Origin of the sequence: Mycolicibacter algericus DSM 45454, assembly GCF_002086455.1 — a bacterium.
In the GTDB taxonomy this organism is placed as follows: domain Bacteria; phylum Actinomycetota; class Actinomycetes; order Mycobacteriales; family Mycobacteriaceae; genus Mycobacterium; species Mycobacterium algericum.
Genome location: NZ_MVHC01000016.1, coordinates 66801 through 93593, shown reverse-complemented (window position 1 = coordinate 93593; position 26793 = coordinate 66801). Strand labels below are relative to the sequence as shown.

At 67.9% G+C, this 26793-nt stretch carries 26 protein-coding genes and 1 tRNA gene; 5 read left to right on the top strand and 22 right to left on the bottom strand.

The features are described from left to right. Window positions 1-282 precede the first annotated feature (282 nt). Entirely contained in the window at window positions 283-1536 is a 1254-nt protein-coding gene (gene murA, locus BST10_RS15100) for a UDP-N-acetylglucosamine 1-carboxyvinyltransferase (protein WP_083038679.1), read from the bottom strand. Between the two features lie 101 nt (window positions 1537-1637). Here murA and BST10_RS15095 point away from each other — a divergent pair, with 101 nt between their 5' ends. Then, window positions 1638-2228, top strand: a complete 591-nt coding sequence (locus BST10_RS15095; protein WP_013828252.1) for a cob(I)yrinic acid a,c-diamide adenosyltransferase — start codon at window positions 1638-1640, stop codon at window positions 2226-2228. 36 nt (window positions 2229-2264) lie between these two features. On the opposite strand, the gene BST10_RS15090 is transcribed toward BST10_RS15095, so the two are convergent. The 21 genes from BST10_RS15090 to argS all read right to left on the bottom strand — a co-directional run bounded on the left by BST10_RS15090 (window position 2265) and on the right by argS (window position 23817). Continuing rightward, complete coding sequence (locus BST10_RS15090; protein ID WP_083038677.1) at window positions 2265-2708, bottom strand: DUF2550 domain-containing protein; 444 nt, start codon at window positions 2706-2708, stop codon at window positions 2265-2267. A 14-nt stretch (window positions 2709-2722) separates the two neighbouring features. Then, window positions 2723-3088 carry a F0F1 ATP synthase subunit epsilon gene (locus BST10_RS15085; RefSeq protein ID WP_083038675.1) on the bottom strand — a complete coding sequence of 122 codons (366 nt, stop codon included), beginning with the start codon at window positions 3086-3088 and terminating at the stop codon, window positions 2723-2725. A gap of 34 nt (window positions 3089-3122) precedes the next feature. Further along, complete coding sequence (gene atpD, locus BST10_RS15080; RefSeq protein ID WP_083038673.1) at window positions 3123-4553, bottom strand: F0F1 ATP synthase subunit beta; 1431 nt, start codon at window positions 4551-4553, stop codon at window positions 3123-3125. 33 nt (window positions 4554-4586) lie between these two features. Further along, on the bottom strand, window positions 4587-5513 hold the full coding sequence (locus BST10_RS15075) for a F0F1 ATP synthase subunit gamma (RefSeq protein ID WP_083038671.1): 927 nt from the start codon (window positions 5511-5513) through the stop codon (window positions 4587-4589). 7 nt (window positions 5514-5520) lie between these two features. Further along, on the bottom strand, window positions 5521-7170 hold the full coding sequence (gene atpA / locus BST10_RS15070; protein ID WP_083038669.1) for a F0F1 ATP synthase subunit alpha: 1650 nt from the start codon (window positions 7168-7170) through the stop codon (window positions 5521-5523). 45 nt (window positions 7171-7215) lie between these two features. Beyond that, window positions 7216-8553: a F0F1 ATP synthase subunit B/delta gene (locus BST10_RS15065; RefSeq protein WP_083038667.1), complete on the bottom strand. Its 1338-nt coding sequence runs from the start codon at window positions 8551-8553 to the stop codon at window positions 7216-7218. Window positions 8554-8561: 8 nt separating this feature from the next. Next, a complete protein-coding gene (locus BST10_RS15060; RefSeq protein WP_083038665.1) occupies window positions 8562-9095 on the bottom strand; it encodes a F0F1 ATP synthase subunit B in 534 nt (177 codons plus the stop codon). A gap of 9 nt (window positions 9096-9104) precedes the next feature. Further along, the gene (locus BST10_RS15055) at window positions 9105-9350 is read right to left on the bottom strand and encodes a F0F1 ATP synthase subunit C (RefSeq protein ID WP_011893196.1); all 246 of its coding nucleotides are present in this window, start codon (window positions 9348-9350) and stop codon (window positions 9105-9107) included. Between the two features lie 67 nt (window positions 9351-9417). Then, window positions 9418-10176, bottom strand: a complete 759-nt coding sequence (gene atpB / locus BST10_RS15050; protein WP_013828244.1) for a F0F1 ATP synthase subunit A — start codon at window positions 10174-10176, stop codon at window positions 9418-9420. 2 nt (window positions 10177-10178) lie between these two features. Continuing rightward, a complete protein-coding gene (locus BST10_RS15045; RefSeq protein ID WP_083038663.1) occupies window positions 10179-10634 on the bottom strand; it encodes an ATP synthase subunit I in 456 nt (151 codons plus the stop codon). 115 nt (window positions 10635-10749) lie between these two features. Beyond that, window positions 10750-11928 (bottom strand): glycosyltransferase family 4 protein, encoded by a 1179-nt coding sequence (locus BST10_RS15040; protein ID WP_205277379.1) that lies wholly within the window; start codon window positions 11926-11928, stop codon window positions 10750-10752. Next, the gene (locus BST10_RS15035; RefSeq protein ID WP_083038661.1) at window positions 11925-12584 is read right to left on the bottom strand and encodes an L-threonylcarbamoyladenylate synthase; all 660 of its coding nucleotides are present in this window, start codon (window positions 12582-12584) and stop codon (window positions 11925-11927) included. Before BST10_RS15035 ends, BST10_RS15040 begins: the two co-directional genes overlap by 4 nt. Continuing rightward, a complete protein-coding gene (prmC, locus tag BST10_RS15030) occupies window positions 12581-13441 on the bottom strand; it encodes a peptide chain release factor N(5)-glutamine methyltransferase (RefSeq protein WP_083038659.1) in 861 nt (286 codons plus the stop codon). Before prmC ends, BST10_RS15035 begins: the two co-directional genes overlap by 4 nt. Before the next feature lie 65 nt (window positions 13442-13506). Further along, complete coding sequence (gene prfA, locus BST10_RS15025; protein ID WP_083038657.1) at window positions 13507-14583, bottom strand: peptide chain release factor 1; 1077 nt, start codon at window positions 14581-14583, stop codon at window positions 13507-13509. A gap of 72 nt (window positions 14584-14655) precedes the next feature. After that, window positions 14656-14898, bottom strand: coding sequence for a 50S ribosomal protein L31 (gene rpmE / locus BST10_RS15020; protein WP_013828238.1), 243 nt, complete (start codon window positions 14896-14898; stop codon window positions 14656-14658). A gap of 163 nt (window positions 14899-15061) precedes the next feature. Then, the gene (gene rho, locus BST10_RS15015; RefSeq protein ID WP_205277378.1) at window positions 15062-17125 is read right to left on the bottom strand and encodes a transcription termination factor Rho; all 2064 of its coding nucleotides are present in this window, start codon (window positions 17123-17125) and stop codon (window positions 15062-15064) included. A gap of 264 nt (window positions 17126-17389) precedes the next feature. Then, window positions 17390-18340 (bottom strand): homoserine kinase, encoded by a 951-nt coding sequence (gene thrB / locus BST10_RS15010; RefSeq protein ID WP_083038655.1) that lies wholly within the window; start codon window positions 18338-18340, stop codon window positions 17390-17392. Then, the gene (thrC, locus tag BST10_RS15005) at window positions 18340-19422 is read right to left on the bottom strand and encodes a threonine synthase (protein ID WP_083038653.1); all 1083 of its coding nucleotides are present in this window, start codon (window positions 19420-19422) and stop codon (window positions 18340-18342) included. The genes thrB and thrC overlap by 1 nt, the downstream gene beginning before the upstream one ends. Further along, on the bottom strand, window positions 19419-20732 hold the full coding sequence (locus BST10_RS15000; protein ID WP_041319662.1) for a homoserine dehydrogenase: 1314 nt from the start codon (window positions 20730-20732) through the stop codon (window positions 19419-19421). The genes thrC and BST10_RS15000 overlap by 4 nt, the downstream gene beginning before the upstream one ends. Window positions 20733-20755: 23 nt before the next feature. Continuing rightward, window positions 20756-22174, bottom strand: a complete 1419-nt coding sequence (lysA, locus tag BST10_RS14995) for a diaminopimelate decarboxylase (protein ID WP_083038651.1) — start codon at window positions 22172-22174, stop codon at window positions 20756-20758. Beyond that, window positions 22171-23817, bottom strand: coding sequence for an arginine--tRNA ligase (gene argS / locus BST10_RS14990; RefSeq protein ID WP_083038650.1), 1647 nt, complete (start codon window positions 23815-23817; stop codon window positions 22171-22173). The genes lysA and argS overlap by 4 nt, the downstream gene beginning before the upstream one ends. A 112-nt stretch (window positions 23818-23929) precedes the next feature. On the opposite strand from argS, the gene BST10_RS14985 reads away from it, so the two are divergent. The 4 genes from BST10_RS14985 to BST10_RS14970 all read left to right on the top strand — a co-directional run bounded on the left by BST10_RS14985 (window position 23930) and on the right by BST10_RS14970 (window position 26346). After that, window positions 23930-24002, top strand: a tRNA-Arg gene (locus BST10_RS14985). A gap of 132 nt (window positions 24003-24134) precedes the next feature. Next, entirely contained in the window at window positions 24135-24467 is a 333-nt protein-coding gene (locus BST10_RS14980; RefSeq protein ID WP_013828231.1) for a DUF732 domain-containing protein, read from the top strand. A gap of 97 nt (window positions 24468-24564) precedes the next feature. Continuing rightward, window positions 24565-25335 carry an emopamil-binding protein gene (locus BST10_RS14975; RefSeq protein WP_083038649.1) on the top strand — a complete coding sequence of 257 codons (771 nt, stop codon included), beginning with the start codon at window positions 24565-24567 and terminating at the stop codon, window positions 25333-25335. A gap of 93 nt (window positions 25336-25428) precedes the next feature. Further along, window positions 25429-26346: an LLM class F420-dependent oxidoreductase gene (locus BST10_RS14970; RefSeq protein ID WP_083038648.1), complete on the top strand. Its 918-nt coding sequence runs from the start codon at window positions 25429-25431 to the stop codon at window positions 26344-26346. Window positions 26347-26793: the final 447 nt, after the last annotated feature.

Sequence of the window (26793 nt, the reverse complement as noted above, 5' to 3'; positions counted from 1 at the left end):
AACGTTCAGAACAATCCTGAAAACATCAGTTCCGAAAAACCGACAAAAACAACACCACACCCCCAACACGGGGCGCCAAGGATGTGGCAAAAACAACAACAAACAAAAACCACCAAACACACTATTGAGTTCTCAAACAACACGCCCGGTTTTCAGGCAACCCCGCCACTCTACTCGCTAGCCGGAGTTGAGTCAACTCCGAACTTTTCGGGTTACCGGAAGGCCTGCCAAACTGCTCAAGCCAGACTGCTCGACGATCCGCGTACGGGGCGCCGGCCTGACCTATCTTACACGCTCGATTTCGGCGCCGAGACCGGCCAGGTACTCCACGAACAACGGGTACCCCCGATCGATGTGGTAGACGTCGTGGACCTCGGTGTCACCGTCTGCGACCAGGCCCGCAAGGACCAGGCCGGCACCGGCACGGATGTCGGACGCCCACACCGGCGCACTCGAGAGCTGCGGCAGACCGCGCACCACCGCGTGGTGTCCGTCGGTGCGGGCGTCGGCGCCCAGCCGGATCATCTCCTCGACGAACCGGAACCTCGCCTCGAAGACGTTCTCGGTGATCATCGACGTTCCGTCGGCGATCGCCGCCAAGCCGATCGCCATCGGCTGCAGATCGGTCGGGAACCCCGGGAACGGCAAGGTCGCGACATTCACGGCCTTGGGGCGGTCGTACTGGACCACCCGGAAGCCGTTGTCGTGCTGGGTGACGGTCGCCCCGGCGTCGTGCAACTTGTGCAGCACGAGCTGCAAATGGGCCGGGTCCACTCCGGACACCGCGATGTCGCCGCGAGTCATCACCGCGGCGATGGCCCAGGTTGCAGCAACGATCCGGTCCCCGATCACCTCGTGTTCGGTCGGGTACAGCCGCGGCACGCCGGTGATCTTCAGCGTCGGCGACCCCGCGCCCTCGATCTGCGCGCCCATCTGGTTGAGCATGGTGCACAGGTCGGCGACGTCGGGCTCGCGCGCCGCGTTGTGGATCGTCGTGACGCCTTCGGCCAGCACCGCCGCCATCAAGATGTTCTCGGTGGCGCCGACCGAGGGAAACTCCAACTGGATCTCGGCGCCGTGCAGCGCCTCGGCATGCGCGACCACACACCCGTGCTCGATGTTGCAGGTGGCGCCCAGCTGACGCAGGCCGGCCTGGTGCATGTCGAGCGGTCGCGACCCGATCGCGTCGCCACCCGGCAAGGCGACCTTCGCCCGCAGGCAGCGGCCCACCAACGGCCCCAGCACACACACCGAGGCCCGGAACTGCCGGACCGCGGCGAAGTCGGCGTCGTACTTGGGTTCGTCGGGCGAGGTGATCCGCACCGTGGTCCCGTCGAGCTCGACGTTGGCGCCCAGGCCGCGCAGCACCTCGGCCATCAGCGGCACGTCGAGGATGTCCGGGCAATTGGTGATGGTGCTGGTGCCCTCGGCCAGCAGCGCCGCCGCCATCAGTTTGAGAACGCTGTTCTTAGCGCCGCCGACGGCGACCTCCCCGGACAGCCGGTTGCCGCCGGTAACCACGAAACGCTCACCCACGCGCGTCAGTGTAGTGACGACTGGCCGCTGACCCCGACCGAATCCCGGCGCTGCTGCCCGCCCGGCTCGCACCGGTTGTCGCGCCCGGTACGGTTTGGGCCATGGCAGTGCATATCACCCGCGTGTACACCCGCACCGGCGACGACGGCACCACGGGATTGAGCGACTTCTCCCGGGTCCCCAAGACCGACCCGCGCCTGGTGGCCTACGCCGATGTCGAGGAGGCCAACGCCGCGATCGGTGTCGCCATCGCGCTGGGCAAACCCGACGAATCGGTCAGCGCGACGCTGCTGCGCATCCAGAACGATCTGTTCGACACCGGCGCCGACCTGGCCACTCCCGTGGTGGAGAACCCCAAGTACCCGCCACTGCGCATCACCCAGGACTACATCGATCGGGTGGAGGCGTGGTGCGATGAATACAACGAGCCGCTGCCGGCGTTGAACTCGTTCATCCTGCCGGGCGGTTCGCCGCTGTCGGCGCTGCTGCACGTCGCCCGCACCGCGGCGCGCCGCGCCGAGCGGTCGGCGTGGGCGGCAGTCGAGGCTTACCCCGACGGCGTGTCGGTGCTGCCGGCGAAGTACCTGAATCGGTTGTCGGACTTGATGTTCGTATTGTGCCGGGTGGCCAACGCCGACGGCGACGTGCTGTGGCAGCCGGGCGGCGAGCGCACCGACCGTCCCGAAAAGTAGGCGCCGCCAAACGGTTCCGTCAGATCAACAGTCAGATCAGTAACTGTGACGGCGGGACCGGGGCGACGGGCGCGCCTCCAGCCAGGACAGGAACGCGGTGCGGGCACCGCGGTCCAGCGCTATCTCGAAACCCACCCGGCGGTCTTGGGTGGTGTCGCGCAGTTCCAGCACCACGATCTCATCGGTCATGATGTCGAATTCGTCGCCGCGTGGCGCACGCCGCGACACCACGTCCACCCCGCGGCGCGACAGCCGGCGATCCGGCCACAGCCGCACGCTCGAGAGCCGGTAGAACGCGGCTTCGCCGCCTCGATAACGGACCACGCCGTGGCGCCAACCGTGTCCCCCTACGGCCGGCAAGTCGCGCATGATCGCGGCGGTGCCGCCCTGGCGCAGTTTCCACAGCCGGTAGCTCAGCGCCAGCACCGCGCCGAAGAGTACGGCGACGAGCACGACCATGCCGATCATGGGCGTGCTCATCGGTTCACGCTCCGCTAATCGATCACGCCCAGGGCACGAAGCCTAGCCCTGCCCTGAGCCGCCAACTTCGGGTCGTTGGAGTTGGCATCGTGCCGTGCGGTTGCTTCGTCGATCTCCGCGGCGAAGTCGACGGATTCGGCCAGGATGCTGACGCCCTCGTCGGTGACCGACAGGAAGCCGCCGTGCACCGCCAGCCGCAGCTCGCCCTCCTCGACGCGGTCCACGCGCACCATCGCGTCGTCGACGAGTTCGGCGACCAGCGGGATGTGCCGCGGGTAGATCCCGATCTCACCCACGGTGGTCCGGGTGAAGATGAACGTCGCCTTGCCCGACCACACCTTCCGATCGACCGCGACGATGTCGACGTCAATCTCTGCCACTACCCACCGCCTTTCGCGGTCAGAGGATTTCGCGTCACAGCTTGGCGCCCAGGCTCTCGGCCTTCTTGGCCAGGTCGTCGAGACCACCGATCAGGAAGAACGCCTGCTCGGGCAGGTGGTCGAAGTCACCCTTGGTCAGCCGGTCGAAGGCCTCGATGGTCTCCTTGAGCGGCACCGTCGAACCGGGCTGGCCGGTGAACTGCTCGGCCGCCATCATGTTCTGGCTCAGGAACCGCTCGATACGCCGCGCGCGGTTCACCAACTGCTTGTCCTCCTCGGACAGCTCGTCGATACCGAGGATGGCGATGATGTCCTGCAAGTCCTTGTAACGCTGCAGGATTCGAATGACCTCCTGGGCGACCCGGTAGTGGTCGTCGCCGACGACGGCCGGGTCCAAAATGGTCGAGCTCGACGCCAGCGGGTCCACCGCCGGGAAGATGCCCTTGGAGAACACCGCACGGGAAAGCTCGGTGGTGGCGTCCAGGTGCGCGAACGTGGTGGCCGGCGCCGGGTCGGTGTAGTCGTCGGCAGGCACGTACACGGCCTGCATCGACGTGATGGACCGGCCGCGGGTCGAGGTGATCCGCTCCTGCAGCTCGCCCATCTCGTCGGCCAGGGTGGGCTGGTAACCTACCGCCGAGGGCATCCGGCCCAGCAGGGTCGACACCTCGGAGCCGGCCTGGGTGAACCGGAAGATGTTGTCGATGAACAACAGCACGTCCTGGCCGGCCTCGTCGCGGAACCACTCGGCCATGGTCAGCGCCGACAGCGCCACCCGCATACGGGTGCCCGGCGGCTCGTCCATCTGACCGAACACCAGGGCGGTGTCCTTGAGCACGTTGGCGTCCTCGAGCTCGACCCACAGGTCGTTGCCCTCACGGGTGCGCTCACCCACACCGGCGAACACCGAGGTGCCACCGAAGTTGCGGGCGATGCGGTTGATCATCTCCTGGATCAACACGGTCTTGCCCACACCGGCACCACCGAACAGGGCGATCTTGCCGCCACGCACGTACGGGGTGAGCAGGTCGACGACCTTTAGTCCGGTCTCGAGCATCTCGGTGCGCGGTTCGAGCTCGTTGAAGGCCGGCGGCTTGCGGTGGATGCCCCAGTGCTCGAAGTCCTCGCCGTAGCCGGGCTTGTCCAGGCAGTGGCCCAGCGCGTTGAACACGTGGCCCTTGACGTCGTGGCCGACCGGCACCGAGATCGCCGCACCGGTGTCGGTCACCTCCACACCGCGCACCAGGCCGTCGGTGGGCTGCATCGAGATGCAGCGCACCAGGTTGTCGCCGAGGTGCTGAGCGACCTCGAGGGTCAGCGTCTTGGCCAGCTCCTCGAAGGTGATGTCGGCGTGCAGCGCGTTGAACAGCTCGGGCACCGCGCCCCGGGGGAACTCGACGTCGACGACGGGGCCGGTCACGCGCACCACGCGGCCGGCGGTTGTCTTGTCAGCGGTAACAGTCATTATCTTCTTCGCTTCCTAGTGCTTAGCGGGGGCTTACCGGGCGGCGTCGGCGAGGGCGTTCGCACCACCGACGATTTCGCTGATTTCCTGGGTGATCTGGGCCTGGCGCTCGCGGTTGGCCTCCAGTGTCAACGCCTTGATCAAGTCGTCGGCGTTGTCGGTCGCCGACTTCATTGCGCGCTGGCGCGAGGCCAGCTCCGATGCCGCCGAGTCCAGCAGCGCCGCGTACACGCGGGTGGTCAGATACCGCGGCAGCAGCGAGTCGAACAGCGTGGTGGCGTCCGGCTCGAACGAGTACAGCGTCCGAGGACCGCTCTCATCCTCACCGATGTACTCCACCAGCATCGGCGCGATCCGGCGGGCTTCCGCCGACTGCGACAGCATTGAGCGGAAATCGGTTGCCACGACGTGCAACTCGTCGACGCCGAGCACCCCGTCGGCACCCGGGTCGTTGCCCTCGTCGTCGACTCCGGACATGAACGCGTCGACCAGCGTCGAAGCGATCTCAGCGGCGTTCTCATAGGTCGGCTGCTCGGAGAAACCGGTCCACGAGTCGGTGATGTCCCAGTTCCGGAACGTGTAGTAGGCCAGTGCCTTCCGGCCCACGACGTAGAGGACCGGCTCCTTGCCCTCCGAGCGCAGCAGCGCGAACAGCTCCTCGGCCCGACGGAAGACGTTGGCGTTGTAGCCGCCACACAGGCCGCGGTCACTCGACACCACCAGCACTCCCGCTCGGGTGCGGTTGTCGCGCTCGACCAACAACGGGTGGTCCAGGGCCGCCTCGGCGGCCAACGTCGTGAGCATCCGGGTGATCTCGTCGGCGTACGGCCTCGCCGTCTGGAGCCGGGCCTGCGCCCGGCCGATACGCGAGGTGGCGATCAGCTCCTGGGCCTTGGTGATCTTCTTGATCGACCCGGCGGAGCGGATTCGTCCGCGTAGTTCCCGAAGTGTGGCTGCCATGGCGCTGCTACTTCTTCTTCGCCGGCGGGGCCTTGCGGACCTGCACCGCTTCCTTGCCCAGCTCGTCCTCGTCGAGCGCTTCGACACGTTCGTCGGGCACCACCGAACTGCCGTCGGTGGCCGCGAAGCCCTTCTTGAACTGGTTGATGACCCCGACCAGCTTCTCGCTGGCCTCATCCGAGAGTTTCTTGGACTCGCGGATCCCGCTCAGCAGCTCGCCCTCGGAGGCCCTGATGTGGTCGAGCAGCTCGCTTTCGAAGCGGGCCACGTCCTCGACCGGCACCGAGTCCAGGTGCCCCTCGGTGCCCAGGAAGATCGAGACCACCTGCTCCTCGACGGGCATCGGCGCGAACTGCGGCTGCTTGAGCAGCTCCACCAGTCGGGCACCGCGGTCCAGCTGCGCCTTGCTGGTGGCGTCCAGGTCGGAGGCGAAGGCCGCGAAGGCCTCCAGCTCGCGGTATTGCGACAGGTCCAGCCGCAGCGAGCCAGCCACCTCCTTCATGGCCTTGATCTGCGCGGCGCCACCGACTCGGGACACCGACACACCGACGTTGATGGCCGGGCGCACACCCTGGTTGAACAGGTCGCTCTCCAGGAAGCACTGGCCGTCGGTGATCGAGATGACGTTGGTCGGGATGTAGGCCGAGATGTCGTTGGCCTTGGTCTCGATGATCGGCAGGCCGGTCAGCGACCCACCGCCCAGCTCATCGGAGAGCTTGGCGCAACGCTCCAGCAGCCGCGAGTGCAGGTAGAACACGTCACCCGGGTAAGCCTCACGGCCCGGCGGACGGCGCAGCAGCAGTGAGATGGCGCGGTAGGCCTCGGCCTGTTTGGTCAGGTCGTCGAACACGATCAGCACGTGCTTGCCCTGGTACATCCAGTGCTGGGCGATCGCCGAACCGGTGTAGGGCGCCAGCCATTTGAAGCCGGCGGAGTCCGACGCCGGGGCGGCGACGATCGTGGTGTAGTCCATGGCGCCGCCCTCCTCCAGCGCGCGGCGCACGCTGGCGATGGTGGTGCCCTTCTGGCCGATCGCGACGTACACGCAGCGGACCTGCTGCTTGGGGTCGCCGGTCTCCCAGTTCTGACGCTGGTTGAGGATCGTGTCGACGCAGAGCGCGGTCTTGCCGGTCTTGCGGTCGCCGATGATGAGCTGGCGCTGGCCGCGGCCGATCGGCGTCATGGCGTCGACGGCCTTGACCCCGGTCTGCAGCGGCTCGGACACGCTCTGGCGCTGCACCACCGAGGGAGCCTGCATCTCCAGCGGACGGCGGGTCTCGGACTCGATCTCGCCTCGGGCGTCGATCGGCTGGCCGAGGGGGTTGACCACGCGACCGAGGAAGCCGTCACCCACCGGCACCGAGAGGACCTCACCGGTGCGTTTGACCTGCTGGCCCTGCTCGATGTTCTCGAAGTCGCCCAGGATCACCGTGCCGACGCTGTGCTCGTCGAGGTTGAGCGCAACGCCCAGCACCCCGCCGGGGAACTCGAGGAGCTCCTGGGTCATGACCGAAGGCAGGCCTTCGACGTGTGCGATGCCGTCACCGGCGTCGATGACGGTGCCGACCTCCTCGCGCGCGGTGTCGGCGCTGAAGGAGCCCACGTACTCCTCGATCGCCCCCTGAATGTCGTCAGCGGAGATTGTCAACTCTGCCATGGCTTTTCGTCTTCCTGCCTCTTGGTGATGAATCTAGGTTTTTGGTCAGTCGGGCAATTGCGTCTTTGCGGCGGCCAGGCGCGAGGACAGCGTCCCGTCGATCACCTCGTCGCCGACGGAGATCGCCAGCCCGCCCAACAGTTCGGGGTCGACACCGACCTGCACCCGCACCGGGTGGCTGTAGATCCGGCTCAGCACGGTGTTGAGCCGGGAGCGCTGGGCGTCGCTGAGTTCGGCGGCCGCCCCGACGTGCGCCACCACTTCGCCGCGGCGTGCCACCGCGATCTGGGCGAGTTCGGTGATCGCCTGCTGCGCGGACTGACCGCGCAGCAGCCGGACCGTCTGCTCCAGCAGCGCGGTGGTGATCGAGTTCGCACCACTGCCGCCACCGATGACGTTGCGCACCAGCCCGACTCGGCCGGCGGCCGGCGTTGCGGTGTCGCTGAGCAGCGTGTCCAGCCGGGGCTGGGCGTCGAGGATGCGGGAGAACCGGAACAGCTGATCTTCCACCTCGTCGAGGCTGTCCGCGCGTTCGGCAGACAGCAGCAGCGCCTGCCGTGCAACGTGTTCGGTCGCCGCGATGAGGTCGCCATCGTTGGACCAACGGGCCGAGGCGGCGTCGGAGACCAGCGTCAGGGCCGGATCACCGATCTTGCCGGAGAACAACCGCTGCACCAGACGAACCTTCGGAGCGGGGTCTTCGGTCGGCGCCGTCAGGTGCCGTGCCACCACGGTCTCGCGCTCCAACACCTCGGCGACCGCGGTGAGGTCACTGGCCAGCGCGGTCAGCCCCTGCTCATCGAGGCTGTCTGCCACCGTGTCGAACTTGTCGAGCAGGCCCGCCAGCGCCTCCCGGCTGGCGGAGCGCATGCGGGCCAGAATCGGTGACTCGACCTCGACCGACTTCGGCGCCATCGCATCGAGTTCGTCGAGGAACCGGTCGACGGTTGCGGCCTGGCGTTGCGGGTCGGCGACGTGGTCGCGAACCAGCTCGGCCGCCCGCTGGACCGCTTCGGCCCCGAGGCCGGCACGCAGTTCGCGAATCAGCTGCGCACGCATCAGGCCCACCTGCTGGCCGCCGGCGGACTTGACGCGCTCCGCTTCGACGCCGGCCTGTCCGCGCAGTTGCTCAGCGATCCGCTCAGCGTCGGTGCGGGCTTCGGCGGTCACCCGCTGCGACTCGGTCTCAGCGTTGGCGATCGCAGTGGCGTGCGCCTGGCCGGCCTCGGTCAGCCGGGCAGCGGCCGCAGCGGCCTCCTCCAGCTGGCGACGCACCGACTCCTGCTGGTCCGCCATCAGTCGGCGCACCGGCGGAAACACAAACTTGACCAGCAACCAGACGATGACGGCAAAGCCGACCAGCTGCCCGATGAATGTCGACATCTCTGTTGCTACCGCCCCGTGTTCGCCGCGGAGAGTGTCTCGGCCTCGACGCCGAGAATCCGACCGGCCAGTGTGGCTGACAGGGTCGCCACCCGGGCCTGCAACTGCTCACTCACCGCATTGCCTTCCTGCTTGAGTTGCTCGTTGGCGGCCTGCAACGTGGTTGCCACCTCCGCCTCCGCCGCCGACCGCTGCTCGTCGATGGCCTTGCGGCCCTCGGCTCGAGCCTCGTCGCGCACCGTCGTCGCCTCCAGGCGCGCAGCCGCCATCTGCTTCTCGTAGTCCGCCTCGGCGGCCGCGAACTGCTCGGCTGACTCCCGGTTGTCGGCGAGAGTCTTGGTGACCATGTTGTCGCGCTCCCGCAACACCCTCATGATCGGCGGCACCACGAAGGTGCCGATCACACCGAGCACGACCAAGAAAATGCCCAGCACGACGAAGAAGGTGCCGTTGGGAAGCAGGAAGTTGGCGGTCTCGCCTTCCTCAGCCCCCGCGGCGACCTGGCGGGTCGCGGCCAGGACGACGACGCTCATGTCACCCATAGGAGCGGACTAACCGACCGGAGTGGCGAAGACGAACAGCGCCATAAACGCGAGGTTGATGAAGTAGGCCGCCTCGACCAGACCGACGGTGATGAAGAACGGGGTGAACAGCCGGCCCTGCGCCTCGGGCTGCCGCGCGATTCCGGAGATCAGGGCGTTACCCGCGATGCCGTCACCGATACCGGCACCGATCGCGCCACCGGCCATGATGAGGCCACCGCCGATGAGGGCGCCGGCCGCGATTGTGGGGTCCATACTTTTCCTCCTTGCTAGCTGGTAGTTCTCTACCAGGTCTTTGTTGTGGTGTCAGGCTTGCTGGTTACTAGTGGTCTGCATGTTCGTCCATCTCCATCGCCTGCGCGAAGTACAAGATGGTCAGCAGCGCGAAGATGAAGGCCTGGATCAGACCGACGAACAAGTCGAACGCTTTCCATATCGCGTTGGGCGCCCACATGATGTAGGGCGGGAACATCGCGATCAGCGCGACCAGGATGCCGCCGGCGAAGATGTTGCCGAAAAGTCGCAGCGACAGCGAAACCGGCTTGGCGATCTCCTCGACCAGGTTGATCGGAGCCAGGATGGCCACGTGCCCCTTGAGCACCCGCCACGGGTGGCCCAGGAAGCCGCGGCGCCAGAACCCGGCCAGGTGGTAGCAGAAGAACACGAACATGGCCAACGCCAACACGTAGTTGATGTCGGAGGCCGGCGGGGCGAAAAGTTCCTTGGTTCCGGAGGCATCCGAGTACTGCACGGGGAACACCCCCATCCAGTTGGACACCAGGATGAACACGAAGATGGTCACGGCCAGCGGCAACACGAACGGGGCGATCCGCATGCCGATCGCACCCTCGATCTGATTGCGCATCTGAACGGTGATCGCCTCGAAGAACAACTGGACACCGCCGGGAACCCCGGTCGAGGTGACCTTGGCCCGCAGATAGAACGCCAACGCGATGACGACCACAGCGGCGATAGCGCTGGAGGTGATCGTGTCGATGTTGACGGTCCCGAGCACCGGCCAGACGGCGGTCTCGTGGTGGCCGACTTCGATCGCGGCCTCGGCCAGGGTGGTCTCGATCATCGCTACTGTGCAGTCCCTTCCGTGCCAAGAGCATCTGAGCCGGCCGCTGCTTCGCTGCGCAGCTTCTTCATCACCGGCAGTGCGGTGGTAGCCACCAAGAGAACCTCGAACAGCGCCAGCCCGAACAGCACACCCAGGCCCTGGGGGCGAAACAGGTAGGCGACGACCAGACCGACGACCGTGATGACCAGCAGGCGGGTCGCGGAGTTCATGGCCATCTTCGATTTCAGCGGGTGGTCTTGGGCGGTGATCGACTGAACCGAGCGGCGAATCAGCAGCGCGTTGACCAATCCGAGGGCCAGCCCGAAGCCGAAGAACGCCCCGAACATCACATGACCGAGCCCGGCCGCGGCCAACGTCGCCACCGCAGTCAGCGCGATGCAAATGAGCAGCAGCCGAATCGGCTGGAATACCACCGACGGCAACACCAACGGCGCGTCCTGCGCTGGTGTCGTCACCGCCTCACCCCAATCTCGACTTGCTCTGCATCACTGTCGTGAAGTTGCCCGCCGAGCGTATCGGATGCCCGATCGCGCTGCGGAACCACCTACAACACCATCTTAGACGGTGCTACTACCGCGTGTCGTAGGGGCTGTTCTCCAGTCCGTCACCGCGACGCAGCAGCGGGATGAGCGTAACGACAATCGCGATGAGCATCGCACCCAGCATCACCGCCCCGGTGTAGCGCGGGTCGAAGAAGATCGTTCCGGCCGCGCCGAAGGCGACGATCGCCGTCCACAAGTAGATCAGCAGCACCACGCGGCGCTCGGTGTGACCGATCTGCAGCAGCCGGTGGTGCAGATGCATCTTGTCCGGGCTGAACGGGCTACGTCCGGCACGGGTGCGACGGATGATCGCCAGCAGCACATCCAGCGCGGGTACGCAGACCACGGCCGCTACCAGCAGGAACGGCGCCAGCAGCCCGAAGACGTCACGGGCGCCGTAGGCGGTTTGCGAGATCGGGCCGGCGGCGGTGGTCGACGCCGCGGCCAGCATCAGACCGATCAGCATCGATCCCGAGTCGCCCATGAAGATCTTCGCGGGGCTGAAATTGTGGGGCAGAAATCCCAGGCAGGCCCCGGCCAGCACCACCGAGATCAACGCGGGCGGGTAGAACAGCACATCGCCACCGTGGTCGGACAGCACGCCGACCGAGAACATGCAGATCGCCAGCGCGGTGATCAATCCGAGGCCGGCGGCCAAGCCGTCGAGCCCGTCCACGAAGTTCATCGCGTTGACGATCGAGACCGTCAGCGCCAGGGTCAGCAGGATCGATGACACCTGATCGAGCACCACCGTGCCGACACCGCCGATCGGGATGTAGAGCACACTCCACGCGACGCCCATGGTGACCAGCACGCTGGCGGCGGTGATCTGGCCGGCGAACTTGGTCAGCGCGTCCAGGCCCCATTTGTCGTCGAGCAGGCCGATGCCCATGATCACCCCGCCGGCCAGCACCACCGCCGGCATGCCGGTGGAGTAGACGAAGCCGCGGGTCAACGCGGGCAGCTGCGATGCCAGGAAGATCGCGGCGACGATGCCGACGTACATCGCCAGCCCGCCCATCCGCGGGGTCGGCTGCACATGCACGTCGCGTTCGCGCGGGTAGGCGACCGCACCGATCCGGGTGGCCAGCCAGCGGACCGGCCCGGTGGTGAAGTAGGTGATGATCGCGGCGGTCAAGCCGACCAGCGCGAGTTCTCGCAGCGGTACCCCGGCACCACGGTCGGCCAGCGCCAGCAGGCTGGTCACGGCGCCCCCGTCAGCGCCGCCGGGTCCTGCCCCAGCACCGCGCCGATCTGCTCGGCCGAGACCGGGCCGGTCCGCACGATGCGCGGTGCCGGTCCGGTCAGGTCGACGATCGTGGAGGCTGCGCCCTGTTCGGCGGGGCCCGCGTCGAGGTAGACATCCACGGTCTCGCCGAGTTGCCGGTGCGCTGCTGCGGCATCGACGGCCGGCGCGCCACCGGAGATGTTGGCGCTGGACACCGCCATGGGGCCCACGGCGGTGAGCACTTCCAGGGCCACCGGGTGCAGTGGCATGCGCACCATGACGGTGCCGCGGGCGTCACCGAGGTCCCACTGCAGTGACGGCGCCTGGTTGACGATCACGCTGAGCGCGCCCGGCCAGAATGCGCGGATCAGCTCGCGGGCGGTATCGGGGACCACCAGGGCCAGCCCGTCGATGGAGTTCCACGACCCGACCAGCACACCCACCGGCATGTCGCGGCCGCGCCGTTTGGCCGCCAGCAGCGCGGTTACCCCGGCGACGTTGAAGGCGTCGGCACCGACGCCGTAGACGGTGTCGGTGGGCAGCACCGCCAGTCGGCCGCCACGGACGGCGTCGATCGCCGCGGCGATCCCCGCGGCCCGCCGGGCTGAGTCGGCGCAGTCGAAAACCTCTGTCATCGTTGATCGTTCCTGACCGCCGTCACAAACCGTGGCCGTCCCGCCAGGTCCGATCTGGCTACCACGTCGTCGAAACAACCAGTGCCGCGCACGATTGCGACCGTCGCCGCCGACGTGGTGTCGTCGTGCTCGACGGCGAACAGGCCGCCGGGGCGCAGCAGCCGGGCGGTCAGCACGGTCAGCGGGGCGATCACCGACATGCCGTCCGGGCCGCCGAACAGCGCGTGCGACGGGTCGTGCTGGGCCACTTCGGGGTCCAGGTCCGCACCCTCGGGGATGTAGGGCGGGTTGGCGACCACCAGGTCGACTTGGTCATCGAGTTCCGAGAGCACACCCGGGGTGGTGACGTCGGCGCGGAGCAACTCCACCGGCGTGCCCGCACAGTTGCGCCGGGCGTAGTTCAGTGCCGGCTCGGAGTCGTCGACCGCGAGCACTCGGGCGCCGGGACGTGCGCGGGACAATGCGACCGCCAGTGCACCGGAGCCGGTACAGGCGTCGACGATCACCGGGCGCAGCCGAAGTGGTTGCGCCAGCGCCCATTCGAGCATCGCCTCGGTTTCCGGTCGCGGGATGAACACGCCGGGACCGACCTGCAGCGTCTCCGGGCCGAACGCGGCGGTCCCGATCAGGTGCTGCAACGGGACCCGGGAACTGCGGGCGGCGACCAGTTCCCGGTAGCGCCCGAAGAACTCGTCATCGGGTGGGTCCAGCAGTGCCAGCCGGCCGCGTTGCGTACCGGCGGCATGAGCGGCGAGTTCTTCGGCGTCGTAGCGGGCCGAATCGATTCCGGCATCGACGAAAAGCGCGGCAGCGGAGTCGATCGCGTCGCGGATCCGGATCCTCCGGCTCCTCCTCATCGCTTCGTCCCCCTCGCCGCTACGCGCCTGGGGGCACCCCCACTGCATCGTCACCGGAGCCAGACTCACGACGTCCCCTGCAACCGGGTTTCCTTGTCGGCGGCGGCCAGCGCGTCGAACATCGCGTCGAGGTCCCCGTCGAGAACCTGGTCGAGGTTGTGCGCCTTGTAGCCGATGCGGTGGTCGGTGATCCGGTTCTCCGGGAAGTTGTAGGTGCGGATGCGCTCGCTGCGGTCCACGGTACGGATCTGGCTGGCCCGGTCGGCCGAGGCGTCGGCCTGTGCCTGTTCCTCGGCGAGTGCCTGCAGCCGGGCCGCCAGCACCTGAAGTGCGCGGGCCTTGTTCTGCAGCTGGGACCGCTCGTTCTGGCACGTCACGACGATCCCGGTCGGCAGGTGGGTGAGGCGCACCGCGGAGTCGGTGGTGTTGACGCCCTGCCCGCCCTTGCCGGAGGACCGGTAGACGTCGATGCGCAGGTCCGACTCGTCGATGGCCACTTCGGCGATCTCTTCGGGCTCGGGGTAGACCAGCACCCCGGCCGCCGAGGTGTGGACGCGGCCCTGGGATTCGGTGACCGGCACGCGTTGGACCCGGTGGACGCCGCCCTCGAACTTCATCTTCGACCACACACCGTCGGCGCTGTCGCCCTTGCTGGCGATGGTGATCGTGGCGTCCTTGTAGCCGCCGAGATCCGACGTGGTCTCGTCGAGCACCGTCACCTTCCAGCCGTGGCGCTCTGCGTAGCGGATGTACATCCGGGCCAGGTCGGCGGCGAACAGCGCCGACTCCTCGCCGCCCTCGCCGGATTTGACCTCGAGCACGATGTCGTCGGCGTCGTGGGGGTCGCGCGGCGCGAGCATGTCGGTGAGCGTGGTGTCCAGTTCGGCGACGCGGGCTTCGAGCTCGGGCACCTCCGCGGCGAACGACGCGTCGTCGGCGGCGAGCTCGCGGGCGGCTTCCAGGTCACCGCGGGCCGACTCGAGCTTGCGGTGGGTGGCAATGATCGGCGCCAACTGGGCGAACCGGCGGCCGGCCCGGCGGGCCTCGACCGGATCGTTGTGCAGTTCGGGGTCGGCGAGCTGAGTTTCCAGCGCGGCGTGTTCGGCCAGCAGGGTATCGATCGCCTGCATGCTGCGGGTCATCTCACCTCCATCCCCGAACGCAAGCCGACGCCCGGGCGACGTGCTGGCACGTTCCGGGCGTCGGTGAGGAAGCTACTTGTCGGCGGCTTCGGCTGCGTCGGCTGCGGCCTTGCGCTTGCCGTAGCGCTTCTCGAAGCGGGCGACCCGGCCGCCGCTGTCGAGGATCTTCTGCTTGCCGGTGTAGAACGGGTGGCACTGCGAGCAGACCTCGACCACGATGTGGCCGCTCTCCTTGGTGCTGCGGGTGGTGAAGCTGTTGCCGCAACCGCAGACCACGGTGGTCTCGCCGTAGGTCGGGTGAATGCCAGTTTTCATGGTGTCCTCTTCGATCGTGGGTCGCCGGGTCGCCCCGCCCGTGGGCTGGACGTGAACCGGAACCTGAGGTGTTCGATTATGCCAGCTGCGCTGGCGCTCCCCCAAAACGCCGGGAGGGTCGTGCGCATTCCGCGGGGCCGGCCCGCGGGCCGGGGTCCCCCGGTCAGTCGTTGTCCATTCCCGGCGTGGTCTTGGAGACCTGGACCAGGAACTCGTAGTTGTTCTTGGTCTTGCGCAGCTGGCTCATGAGCAGGTCGATGGCCTGATGCGAGTCCAGGCCCGACAGCAACCGGCGCAGCTTGTGCACGATCGCGAACTCGTCCGGCGAGAGCAGCAGCTCGTCCTTGCGGGTGCCGGACGGGTTGACGTCGACGGCCGGGAACACCCGGCGCTCGGCGATCTTGCGGTCCAGCTTGAGCTCGGCGTTACCGGTGCCCTTGAACTCCTCGAAGATCACCGTGTCACCGGTGGACCCGGTCTCGACCATCGCGGTGGCGATGATGGTCAGCGAGCCGCCGTCCTCGATGTTGCGCGCGGCGCCCAGGAACCGCTTGGGCGGGTAAAGCGCGGTGGAGTCCACACCACCGGACAGGATGCGGCCCGACGCCGGGGAGGCGTTGTTGTAGGCCCGCCCCAGCCGGGTGATCGAGTCGAGAAGGACGACCACGTCTTTGCCCTGCTCGACAAGGCGCTTGGCCCGCTCGATGGCCAGTTCGGCGGCCTGGGTGTGATCCGACGGCGGCCGGTCGAAGGTCGAGGCGATGACCTCACCCTTGACCGAGCGCTGCATGTCGGTGACTTCCTCGGGCCGCTCGTCGACCAGCACCACCATCAGGTGGCACTCCGGGTTGTTGCGGGTGATCGCGTTGGCGATGTCCTGCATGATCGTGGTCTTACCGGCCTTGGGCGGCGACACGATCAGCGCGCGCTGTCCCTTGCCGATCGGCATGATCAGGTCGATGACCCGGGTGGTCAGCTTCTCTGTCGACGTCTCCAAACGCAGCCGCTGGTTGGGGTACAGCGGGGTCAGCTTGGAGAATTCGGGGCGCTTCTTGGCGTCCTCGACGGGTCCGCCGTTGACGGAGTCCAACCGCACCAGCGGGTTGAACTTCTGCCGCTGGTTGGGCTGCTCGCCGTCGCGGGGCACCCGCACGGCGCCGGTCACCGCGTCGCCGCGGCGCAGCCCGTTCTTGCGGACCATGTTCATCGAGACATAGACGTCGTTCGGGCCGGCCAGGTAGCCGGAGGTGCGCACGAACGCGTAGTTGTCCAGCACGTCGAGGATGCCGGCCACCGGCTGGACGACGTCGTCCTCGCGCAGCTCGGTGTCGCCGCCTTCGCCGCCGCGTTCGCCCCGGCGCCGCCGGTCCCGGAACCGGCGGCCACGCCGGCCACCGCGCCCATCGTCGTCATCGCCGTTCTGCTGGCCCTGCTGGCCGCGGTTCTGCTCGTCGCCCTTGGCCTGATCGCCCTTGGCCTGATCCCCTTTGGCCTGATCGCCTTTGGCCTGATCGCCTTTGCCCCCAGCGGCGTCGTCGGACTTGGCGCCGTCGCGGCGGCCACCGGTCTGCTCGGCCTTCTCGTCGGGCTTGTCCTGCTTGTTGCCGTCGCCCTGCTTGCTGGCCTCACCCTGCTTGCGGGGCTCGCCTTTGTCCTGGTCTTCCCCGTCGGCAGCAGGTGCGCCGGTCGCGCGGCTGGCGCCGCGCCGTTCACGACGAGGCGGCGCCTCGGTGGCCTCGCCGGCGTCGGTGGCCTCGGGTTGGGCGGGCTCGTCGCCGACGGCGGCCCCGTTCGCGGGCGCCTCGGCGGCGGGCGTCTCGGCAGCGTCGCCGCCGCCACCCCCATTGCCACCGCTACCTTCGTTGCCGCCGTTGCCGCCGACTTCGCGGATCGCGGCGATCAGCTCGCTCTTGCGCATCCCGGAGGCGCCTTTGACGCCGACGCGGTTGGCCAGCGCGCGCAGCTCGGGCAGCACCATCGCCGACAACGACGGTTCCGCAGCGGTCGCAGCACCGTTGTCGGGTGTCGCGGCGGGCGCGGAGTCGCTGGTGGCGGGTGTCGAGCTGGCTTCGGGGGCGGACACCGCGGTGTCGTCGCCGGCGGCCGGCGTGCTGGCACCGGAGGCCTCCGAAGCGCCCTGACTCGAGGTCGGGGAGTCGCTCTGGGAGGTCGACAGCGAAGCCTGTCCGGTGCTGCCTTCAGCCGTGAAGAGGTCCGTTTCGGTCACGGATTTCCTTTCTTCCCTCGTCGGTTTTGTCACGCGAGGGGTTGGGTGCATCCAGCGGAACCGCCGAGTGCGTGTCACCGTCGACTGTTTTAACGGTGATACCCGTATCGACAGCGTCAAATCGCGAGCCGTCAGCTACGAGAAGAATTTGGTGGCGTCCCAGTGACATCGCAGTCTGAGTCAGGTGCTGATGCCGCGAATGCGGGACGGGACCGAGGATAGCCGCCTTGAGTGGCTCGCGCAACAAATGCGGCGCGGCGTGCCTCAACCGCGCACCACCACGCCGGAATTCCACTTGACCGCATCACCGACACGCAGCTGCGTCACAGTGAACCCACGCGCCGCTGGTGCCTCAAGCACCTCAGCGGGAAGTTCGGGTGCGGTGCTCAACGCGATCACCGCGGGCCCGGCACCGGACAGCACACCGGCGATTCCGTGCTGCCGCAGCAGTTGCAGGTACTGCGCGGACTCGGGCTGCGCCGCGGCGCGCTGTGGCTGGTGCAGCAGGTCCTCGGTTGCCTCCAGCAGCAGGTCGGGCCGCTCGGTCAGCGCCACCACCAGCAGCGCGGTGCGACTGACATTGAATCGGGCATCGCGGTGGCTGACCTGCTCGGGCAGCAACATGCGAGTCTCGGCGGTCGACGAACGTAGCTGCGGTATCGCCGGGAACAGGTGGATGTCGGGGTGCAGCCGCAACGGCACCGCCGAATAGGCGGTCCCACTGCCGTCGCCCCGGTTCGCGGTCCAGGAGACCACTGCGCCACCCAGCACGGCAGCGGCGGCGTTGTCGGGGTGGCCCTCGAACTCCGATGCCAGCTGGACCAAGCGGGATTCCGACAGCCCCGGCCGATCAAGTTGTGCGACAAGTCCGTTGACCGCGGCCAGCCCGCCGACCACGGCGGCCGCCGAGGAGCCCAGTCCCCGCTGATGCGGGATGGCGTTGCGGCAGCGCACCACCATTCCGGGCACGTCGGCCCCGACTTCCTGAAGCCCCCGCCGGATGCTTTGGACGACAAGGTGATCCGATGTCAGCGGGACCTGGCCGGCGCCCTCGCCCTCGACGTGGACCACCAGGCCGGAATCGATCGTCTCGACGATGATCTCGTCGTAGAGTCCCAACGCCAGCCCGAGGCTGTCGAAGCCGGGGCCCAGGTTGGCGCTCGACGCCGCCACCGCGACGCTGGCCGTCAACCCGGTCGGTAACAGCTGGACCACTAGGCCAGCCCCAACTCGGCGACCACGGTGGCCGCGTCGACGGGAACCGCGGTGACCTCGGGCAGATCCCGCAGCGCGGTGTCGGGGTCCTTGAGCCCGTTTCCGGTGACGGTGCACACCACCGTCGAGCCCTGTGGCACCCAGCCGTCGGCCACCGACTTGAGCAGCCCGGCGATGCTGGCCGCCGACGCCGGCTCCACGAAGACACCCTCGGACTCGGCCACCAGGTGGTAGGCGGCCAGGATCTCCTCGTCGGTGGCGGCCAGGAACCGCCCACCGGAATCCACCTGCGCTTCGACGGCCTGGGTCCAGGATGCCGGCGAGCCGATACGGATGGCGGTGGCGATGGTCTCGGGGTTCTTGACTGGCTCACCGAGTACCAGCGGCGCCGCGCCCGCGGCCTGCGTCCCGAGCATCTTGGGCAGCTTGGCGGTCAGGCCGTCGGCGTAATACTCGCGGTAGCCCTTCCAGTAGGCGGTGATATTGCCGGCGTTGCCGACCGGCAGCGAGTGGACGTCCGGCGCGGTGCCCAGCGCGTCGACGATCTCGAACGCCGCGGTCTTCTGGCCTTCGATGCGCACCGGGTTCACCGAGTTCACCAGCGAGATGGTCGGGAAGTCGGTGGCCATCTTGCGGGCCAGCTCCAGGCAGTCGTCGAAGTTGCCGTCGATCTGGATGATCTTGGCGCCGTGCATGACCGCCTGCGCCAGCTTGCCCATCGCGATCTTGCCCTGCGGGATCAGCACCGCGCAGGTGATGCCGGCCCGCGCGGCGTAAGCCGCCGCCGACGCCGAGGTGTTGCCGGTCGAGGCGCACAGCACCACCTGCTGGCCGCGGGCCACCGCGTCGGTGACCGCCATCGTCATGCCGCGGTCCTTGAACGAACCGGTGGGGTTGAGCCCCTCCACCTTGAGGTGCACGGTGCAGCCGAGCTGTTCGGAGATCCGCTTGGCGTGGATCAGCGGGGTGCCGCCCTCGTGCAGCGTGATCGGTGTCCAGTCGTCGCCGACGGGAAGCCGGTCGCGGTAGGCGCCGATCAGGCCGGGCCAGGGCTGGTGGATCGCCGTGCGGGTGGAGCTCACTGGTCTGTTCCTTCCAGTCGTAGCACGCTGGCGACCTGCTGTACCGCATCCAGTTCTGCCAGCGCCGCAACGGTTTCCGACAGCGCCGATTCGGCGGCGCGGTGGGTGACCACCACGATCCGGGCACCGATCGGTTGGCCTTCTTCGTCGGTCACGCCTTCCTGGCGCACCTCGGCGATGCTCACCTCGTGGGCGGCGAACTCGGCTGCGACGGTGGCCAGCACGCCCGGCTTGTCGGCGACGTCCATGCTCACGTAGTAGCGGGTCTGGACGTCGCCGATCGGCGCGATGGCCAATTGGGCATATTTGGACTCGCGCGGTCCGCGACCGCCCTGCACCCGGTTGCGGGCCGCCATCACCAGGTCGCCCATGACCGCCGAGGCGGTCGGGGAACCGCCGGCGCCCTGCCCGTAGAACATCAGCCGGCCGGCCGCCTCGGCCTCGACCACCACGGCGTTGAAGGCGCCGTTGACGGTGGCCAGCGGGTGCTCCAGCGGCACCAGCGCTGGGTAGACCCGCGCCGAGACCCGCTGCTGGCCGCCGCGGCTGGAGATGCGTTCGCAGATGGCCAGCAGTTTGATGGTGCAGCCCAGCGCGCGCGCCGCGGCGGCGTCCTCGGGGGTGATGTTGGTGATGCCCTCGCGGTAGACGTCGTCGGCGGTCACCCGGGTGTGGAAGGCGATCGAGGCCAGGATCGCGGCCTTGGCGGCGGCGTCGTAGCCCTCCACGTCGGCGGTGGGGTCGGCCTCGGCGTAGCCCAGTGCGCTCGCATCGGCCAGTGCGCTGGCGTAGTCGGCGCCGGTGGAGTCCATCTCGGACAGGATGTAGTTGGTGGTGCCGTTGACGATGCCGGCCACCCGCAGCACGGTGTCACCGGCCAGCGACTGGGTCAGCGGCCGGATCACCGGGATCGCGCCGGCGACGCTGGCCTCGAAGTACATGTCCACGCGCGCGGTTTCGGCGGCCTCGGCCAGCTCGCCGGTGGACCGTGACAGCAGCGCCTTGTTGGCGGTGATGACGGACTTGCCATGTTTGATCGCCGACAGGATCGCGTTGCGGGCCGGCTCAACCGGGCCCATCAGCTCCACGACGATGTCGACGTCGCTGCGGGACACCAGGCTGTCGACGTCGTCGGTGAGCAGTTCGACGGGCACTCCCCGGTCATCCGCCACCCGGCGCACCCCGACGCCGCGCAGCACCAGCGGCGCACCGATCCGGGCGGCGAGGTCATCGGCGCTGGCCTCGAGGATGCGGACGACTTCACTGCCGACGTTGCCCAGTCCCAGCACAGCGACACCCACCGGGCTCACGGGAACATTCGCATCGGACACTTTCACCTCACCTCCAGGCTGATCAGGTCATCGACGGTTTCCCGGCGCAGCATAAGGCGAGCCTTCCCGTCGCGCACCGCCACCACCGCCGGACGGGTGAGCAGGTTGTAGCGGCTCGACATCGAGTAGCAATACGCCCCGGTGGCGGCCACGGCGACCAGGTCACCGGGAACCAGGTCCTCGGGAACCCAGGTGTCGCGGACGATGATGTCGCCGGTCTCGCAGTGTTTACCGACGATGCGCGCCGCGACCGGTTGGGCGGTGCCGTCTCGCGACACCAGCCGGACGTCGTAGTGCGCGTCGTAGAGCGCGGGGCGGATGTTGTCACTCATACCGCCGTCGACGCTGACGTAGCAGCGGCGTGCGGTGGCGCTGACGTCGACGTCTTTGACGGTGCCGACCTCATAGAGCGTGATGGTGCCCGGACCGGCGATGGCCCGGCCGGGTTCGACGACCAGTTGCGGCGTCGGCAGGCCGACGGCGGCTGATTCGTCGCGCACGATCGCGGCGAGTTTGCCGGCGAGCTCGTCCATCGGGGGCGGATCGTCCTGCGGCAGGTAGGAGATGCCCAGCCCCCCGCCCAGGTCGATGACGGACAGTTGCGCGGCCAAGGCGGCACCGAATTCGGCGACCACGTCGCGCAGCAGGCCGATGACGCGGTGGGCGGCCAGCTCGAAGCCGGCGACGTCGAAAATCTGCGAACCGATGTGGCTGTGCAGGCCCACCAGGCGCAGATGGTCGGTGGCGAAAACCTTTCTGATGGCGTCCATCGCCGCACCGCTGGCCAGCGACAGGCCGAACTTCTGGTCTTCGTGTGCGGTGGAGATGAATTCGTGGGTATGCGCCTCCACGCCGACGGTGACCCGCACCAGCACGTCCTGCACGATCCCGGCCGCGGCGGCCACGGCTTCGAGGCGTTCGATCTCGATCAGCGAGTCGAGCACGATGTGGCCGACGCCGGCATCGACCGCAGCCTGCAGCTCCGCGACCGATTTGTTGTTGCCGTGCATCGTGATTCGCGGCCCCGGGAAGCCCGCATGCAGCGCGACGGCCAGCTCGCCGCCGGTGGCGACGTCCAGGCCCAGCCCTTCCTGGTCGATCCAGCGGGCGATCTCGCTGCACAGGAAGGCCTTGGCGGCGTAGTGCACGTGGTCGCCGCCGCCGAAGGCCTGGGCGATCTCACGGCAGCGGCCCCGGAAGTCGTCCTCGTCGACGACGAACAGCGGGGTGCCGTATTCGGCGGCCAGGTCGGTGACCTTCACCCCGGCGACGCTCACTTGGCCGTCGTCGTCGCGAACGGCATTGCGGGGCCACACATTCGGCGCCAGCTCCAGCAGTTCCTGGGAGGTCTGCGGCCGCGGCGGCAGACCGTCGTGGTGGATCTCCTCGGCGTGGCGCGGGCCGGCGGGGTGGACGTTCACATCCGCTCCGGTGCGCTCACGCCGAGAATGCCCAGCCCGTTGGCGATCACCTGGCGGGTGGCCTGGCACAGCGCCAGCCGCGCGGTGTGCAGCTCGGCCGGCGCTTCGTCGCCCTGCGGCAGCACCCGGCAGCTGTCGTAGAACCGGTGGTAGTCACCGGCGAGGTCTTCCAGATAGCGGCACACCCGGTGCGGTTCACGCAGCGCGGCAGCGGTTTTGAGCACCCGGGGAAATTCCCCCAGGTTGCGAATCAGCGTGCCCTCCTTGTCGTGGGTGAGCATTCCGAGGTGGGCGGTGTCGGGGGCCAGGCCCAGTTCGGCCGCGTTGCGGGCCAGCGCCGACAATCGGGCGTGCGCGTATTGCACGTAGTAGACCGGGTTTTCGTTGCTGGCTGATGACCACAGCGCCAGGTCGATGTCGATGGGGGTGTCCACCGAGGAACGGATCAGGCTGTAGCGGGCGGCGTCCACGCCGATGGCCTCGACCAGGTCGTCGAGGGTGATGACGGTGCCGGCGCGCTTGCTCATCTTGACCGGCTGGCCGTCGCGCACCAGGTTGACCATCTGGCCGATCAGCACCTCGACGGTCGCCGGGTCGTCGCCGAAGGCGGCCGCGGCAGCCTTGAGCCGGGCGATGTAGCCGTGGTGGTCGGCGCCGAGCATGTAGATGCACAGGTTGAAGCCACGCTCACGCTTGTCCAGGTAGTAGGCCAAATCGCCGGCGATGTAGGCGGGTTTGCCATCGCTCTTGATCACGACGCGGTCCTTGTCGTCACCGTAGGCGCTGGTGCGCAGCCAGGTGGCGCCGTCCTTTTCGTAGATGTTGTCGTTGGCGCGCAGCCGTTCGATGGCCTGCTCGACCCGGCCGGAGGTGTGCATCGAGTCTTCGTGGGTGTAGACGTCGAAGTCGGTGCCGAATTCGTGCAGCGACTCCTTGATGTGGCTGAACATCAGGTCCACGCCGATCGCGCGGAACGTCTCCTGAGCGTCCGGGCCGCTCAGCGCATCGGGGGCCTTGGCCTGGATTTGGGCTGCGATATCGGTGATGTAGGCGCCGGCGTAGCCGTCCTCGGGGGCCGGCTCGCCCTTGGCGGCGGCGATCAGCGAGTTGGCGAACCGGTCGATCTGGGCGCCGTGGTCATTGAAGTAGTACTCGCGGGTGACCGCCGCGCCCTGGGTGGAAAGCAGCCGGCCCAACGCGTCACCGACCGCGGCCCACCGGGTGCCGCCGATGTGGATTGGGCCGGTGGGGTTGGCCGAGACGAACTCCAGGTTGACGTTGAGGCCGTCGAACTCTTGGGAGTGGCCGTAGCTCTGGCCGGCTTCCACGATGTTGGCCACGATGGTGCCCTGCGCCGAGGCGTCCAGGCGGATGTTGACGAAGCCGGGACCGGCGGTGTCGGCCGAGGCGATCTCGTCGGCCTCCGTCAGCGCCTCGGCCAGCCAGCCGGCCAGCTCACGCGGGTTGACGCCGACCTTCTTACCCAGCTGCAGGGCCAGGTTGGTGGCGTAATCGCCGTGTTCGGGGTTGCGCGGCCGCTCCACGGTCACCGTCGCGGGCAGCGCGGCGGTGTCCAGGTCGTGCTCGGCCAGCACCGCGGCGGCGGTGGTCTTGAGCAATTCGGCCAGATCGGCGGGGGTCACGAGGCTCCATCCTATGGTCTGACGTGGTCAGGACCCGAATCCGTCCGGTTCTTGGACTCTCGGTTTCATGCGTTAGTCTGTCGGAGCCCACTTTGGCGCCCGTAGTTCGTGCGCCCCCGTAGCTCAGGGGATAGAGCGTCTGCCTCCGGAGCAGAAGGCCGCAGGTTCGAATCCTGCCGGGGGCACTTTCCACCAGCACGAATGCAAGTCCGTGCAACATGCGGTGTGGCCCCTAGAACACGGGAGCCGAACCATCGGTCAACGCGGCCCTGTTCGTCGTCGAGACACTGTCAGGCCCCGGTGGCACGCTGCCGAGTATGCCGAACACCCTCAAAGAACCAGAGACCGTCGGTGCAGCGCGCAGCGACCCGGTTGCCCGGACCTATCGTCGGCGGAACGGCGCGGCCACCAAGTGGCTCATTCCCGCCATGTTGGCAGCAGTCGCGGTGATGAGCACCGCGACTGCTCACGCCGACCCGGCCGGCGACGCGATCTGTCGCCTACTCGCTGCCGGGAACACGCCCAGCACCCTGGAATCGTCGGTGACGGTGCGCCAGGTGCTCGGCCCGGATGCGACGCCGGCTGATGCGCGGGTGTACATCCGGTCCGTCGTCGCGGGGCAGTGTCCGCAGTACTTGTGGCGGTGGTGAGAAGGGAGCCCCGAAACGGCGAAAAGCGGCGGCCCCACCCGGTTAGACTGCCCCGCAATAACAAGTAGTTGAGACTATGCGGCGAAGGGCGACGACGATGACTGCCGTGCAGGAACACGAGACCGATTTCGCCCGGCCCTGGGCGCCGCACCGGCTGCGCATTTATACCGGCGTCGCGCTATTCGTCCTGGGCATGTTTCTGCTGCTGACCATCGCGGTCAGTCTGCGCATCATCCCCGCCAGCTTCCAGGTGGATGTGATCGCCAACATCGTCTTCGGGATCCCGGTAATGCTGCTGCCGTTCGTGATCCTCTGGGATGCGCCCGGCGAGCAGCGCACCCGACTGGACCGGGCCGCCGAGCTGACCTTGTTCTACATCCCGTTCACCGCGGCCAGCCAGATCGGCTACGAGCTGATGTTCCTGATCGGTCAGCCGCTGGGCTGGTGGGGGCCCACCGACGATCCGGGCTTCAAGTGGCTGTGGTGGCAATACGGTCTGGCCGACACCCGCTACGTCAGCGGCAATCCGTGGGTGTTCGCTCTCGAAGTGGTCGGGGTCAGCACCGGGATCACCGTCTTCGTGATGTGGACCAAGCTGCTGCGCTCCTCGCTGCCGCTGGAGTCCCGTATCCGCTGCCTGTGGGTGGTGGCAGTCGGCATCTCCGTGCTGATGAGCAGCACCGCGGTCTACTTCCTCAGTGAGGTGGGCGCCGGGTTCGCCGACATCGGCCAAGGCAGCTGGGGCTTCTGGTTCAAGTTCATCGGCGAGAACGTGCCGTTCATCGTGCTGCCGCCCCTGGTGGTCTATGCGACCTATCAGCAGATCGACCACCTGACCCGACGCGCGGGCGTGCGAGACGGCGGTTAGCCGCGTCGGCCCCGCGGCGTGCGATGGCTGACCCGGTTCGCGCCCAGCGAAATTCCCCCCGGACAAGCCCCCGCGACCCCTAGGGTCAAACGAATGACGATCCGCCTTGGCTTCCAGATCCCCGATTTCTCTTACGGCACCGACGTTTCAAAGCTGTTCCCGACCGTCATCGCCCAGGCCCAGGAGGCCGAGGCCGCCGGGTTCGACGCGGTGTTCCTGATGGACCACTTCTACCAACTGCCCATGCTGGGCTCTCCCGACCAGCCGATGCTCGAGGCCTACACGGCGCTGGGTGCGCTGGCGACCGCGACCGAAAGCGTCCAGCTGGGCACGCTGGTCACCGGCAACACCTACCGCAACCCGGCGCTGTTGGCCAAGATCATCACCACCCTGGACGTCGTCAGCTCCGGGCGGGCGGTGCTGGGCATCGGCACCGGATGGTTCGAGCTCGAACACGACCAGTTGGGTTTCGAGTTCGGCACCTTCACCGACCGGTTCAACCGGCTCGACGAGGCACTCGAGATCATCTTGCCGATGATCAAGGGCGAACGGCCGACCTTCGAGGGCAAGTGGTACCGCGCCCGCGAGGCGATGGCCGAACCCCGCTTCCGCGACCACATTCCGCTACTGATCGGTGGCAGCGGCGAGAAGAAGACCATTCCGCTGGCGGCACGGCACTTCGACCACCTCAACATCATCGCCGGCTTCGACGAGCTGCCCGCGAAAATGGCGGCGGTGCAGCGCAGCTGCGAGGCGATCGGGCGCGACCCGGCCACACTGGAGACCACCATGTTGCTCACCGCGCTGGCCGGCCAGAACGTCAGCGCCGACCAGATCCCCGACGCGATGAGCCAGCGGATGGTGGCCGGCAGCCCCGAGTCGATCGCAGAGCAGATCAAGACCAAGGTGCTCGACGCCGGGGTCGGCGGGGTGACGATGAATATCCCCGGCTACACCCCGGGCGTGATCGCTGACGTCGGCGCCGCGTTGCGCACGGTGTTCGACGCCTGACCGCGCGCATCCGCCTACGTAAGTGAAGTCAACCGACCTCGTTAACTTCACTTACGCAAGTGTGGCGTTCTCCTGAAGTGCTCGCTGCGCTCGATGCGTTCGCCGAGCGCGCCGGGCGGCGAAACCAGACTGACCAGTGAAGATCCCGCTCCGGGGCGCCCACCTGCGCACAAACCGGTTTATTGCAGGCTGATTTTTAACCCCGCGGCGGTACGCAAGACGGGCGTCCCCGCACCGGGCATGACTGGAACTCGCCGCATCCATGCAGGTAGCAGCACATTTGTCGGCCTGAATGAGCGATTCGGCGATGACGCTGCCCACGCCGCTGAAGCCTTCTTGTCACCGCACGCGCCCGCGTGCCGGGCGGGATTTCGCGCGGCCCGCGTCTAACGTCGTGGCTAACCAGAAAGCACTACCGAAAAGCGAGCACCCGATTCCCATGACAAC

Coding starts and splice junctions, on each gene's coding strand:
- BST10_RS15095 (WP_013828252.1), top strand. CDS start 1,638: ATGGCAGTGCATATCACCCGCGTGTACACCCGCACCGGCGACGACGGC.
- BST10_RS15090 (WP_083038677.1), bottom strand. CDS start 2,708: ATGAGCACGCCCATGATCGGCATGGTCGTGCTCGTCGCCGTACTCTTC.
- atpD (WP_083038673.1), bottom strand. CDS start 4,553: ATGACTGTTACCGCTGACAAGACAACCGCCGGCCGCGTGGTGCGCGTG.
- BST10_RS15075 (WP_083038671.1), bottom strand. CDS start 5,513: ATGGCAGCCACACTTCGGGAACTACGCGGACGAATCCGCTCCGCCGGG.
- atpA (WP_083038669.1), bottom strand. CDS start 7,170: ATGGCAGAGTTGACAATCTCCGCTGACGACATTCAGGGGGCGATCGAG.
- BST10_RS15065 (WP_083038667.1), bottom strand. CDS start 8,553: ATGTCGACATTCATCGGGCAGCTGGTCGGCTTTGCCGTCATCGTCTGG.
- BST10_RS15060 (WP_083038665.1), bottom strand. CDS start 9,095: ATGGGTGACATGAGCGTCGTCGTCCTGGCCGCGACCCGCCAGGTCGCC.
- BST10_RS15055 (WP_011893196.1), bottom strand. CDS start 9,350: ATGGACCCCACAATCGCGGCCGGCGCCCTCATCGGCGGTGGCCTCATC.
- atpB (WP_013828244.1), bottom strand. CDS start 10,176: ATGATCGAGACCACCCTGGCCGAGGCCGCGATCGAAGTCGGCCACCAC.
- BST10_RS15035 (WP_083038661.1), bottom strand. CDS start 12,584: ATGACAGAGGTTTTCGACTGCGCCGACTCAGCCCGGCGGGCCGCGGGG.
- prmC (WP_083038659.1), bottom strand. CDS start 13,441: ATGAGGAGGAGCCGGAGGATCCGGATCCGCGACGCGATCGACTCCGCT.
- prfA (WP_083038657.1), bottom strand. CDS start 14,583: ATGACCCGCAGCATGCAGGCGATCGATACCCTGCTGGCCGAACACGCC.
- rpmE (WP_013828238.1), bottom strand. CDS start 14,898: ATGAAAACTGGCATTCACCCGACCTACGGCGAGACCACCGTGGTCTGC.
- BST10_RS14980 (WP_013828231.1), top strand. CDS start 24,135: ATGCCGAACACCCTCAAAGAACCAGAGACCGTCGGTGCAGCGCGCAGC.
- BST10_RS14975 (WP_083038649.1), top strand. CDS start 24,565: ATGACTGCCGTGCAGGAACACGAGACCGATTTCGCCCGGCCCTGGGCG.
- BST10_RS14970 (WP_083038648.1), top strand. CDS start 25,429: ATGACGATCCGCCTTGGCTTCCAGATCCCCGATTTCTCTTACGGCACC.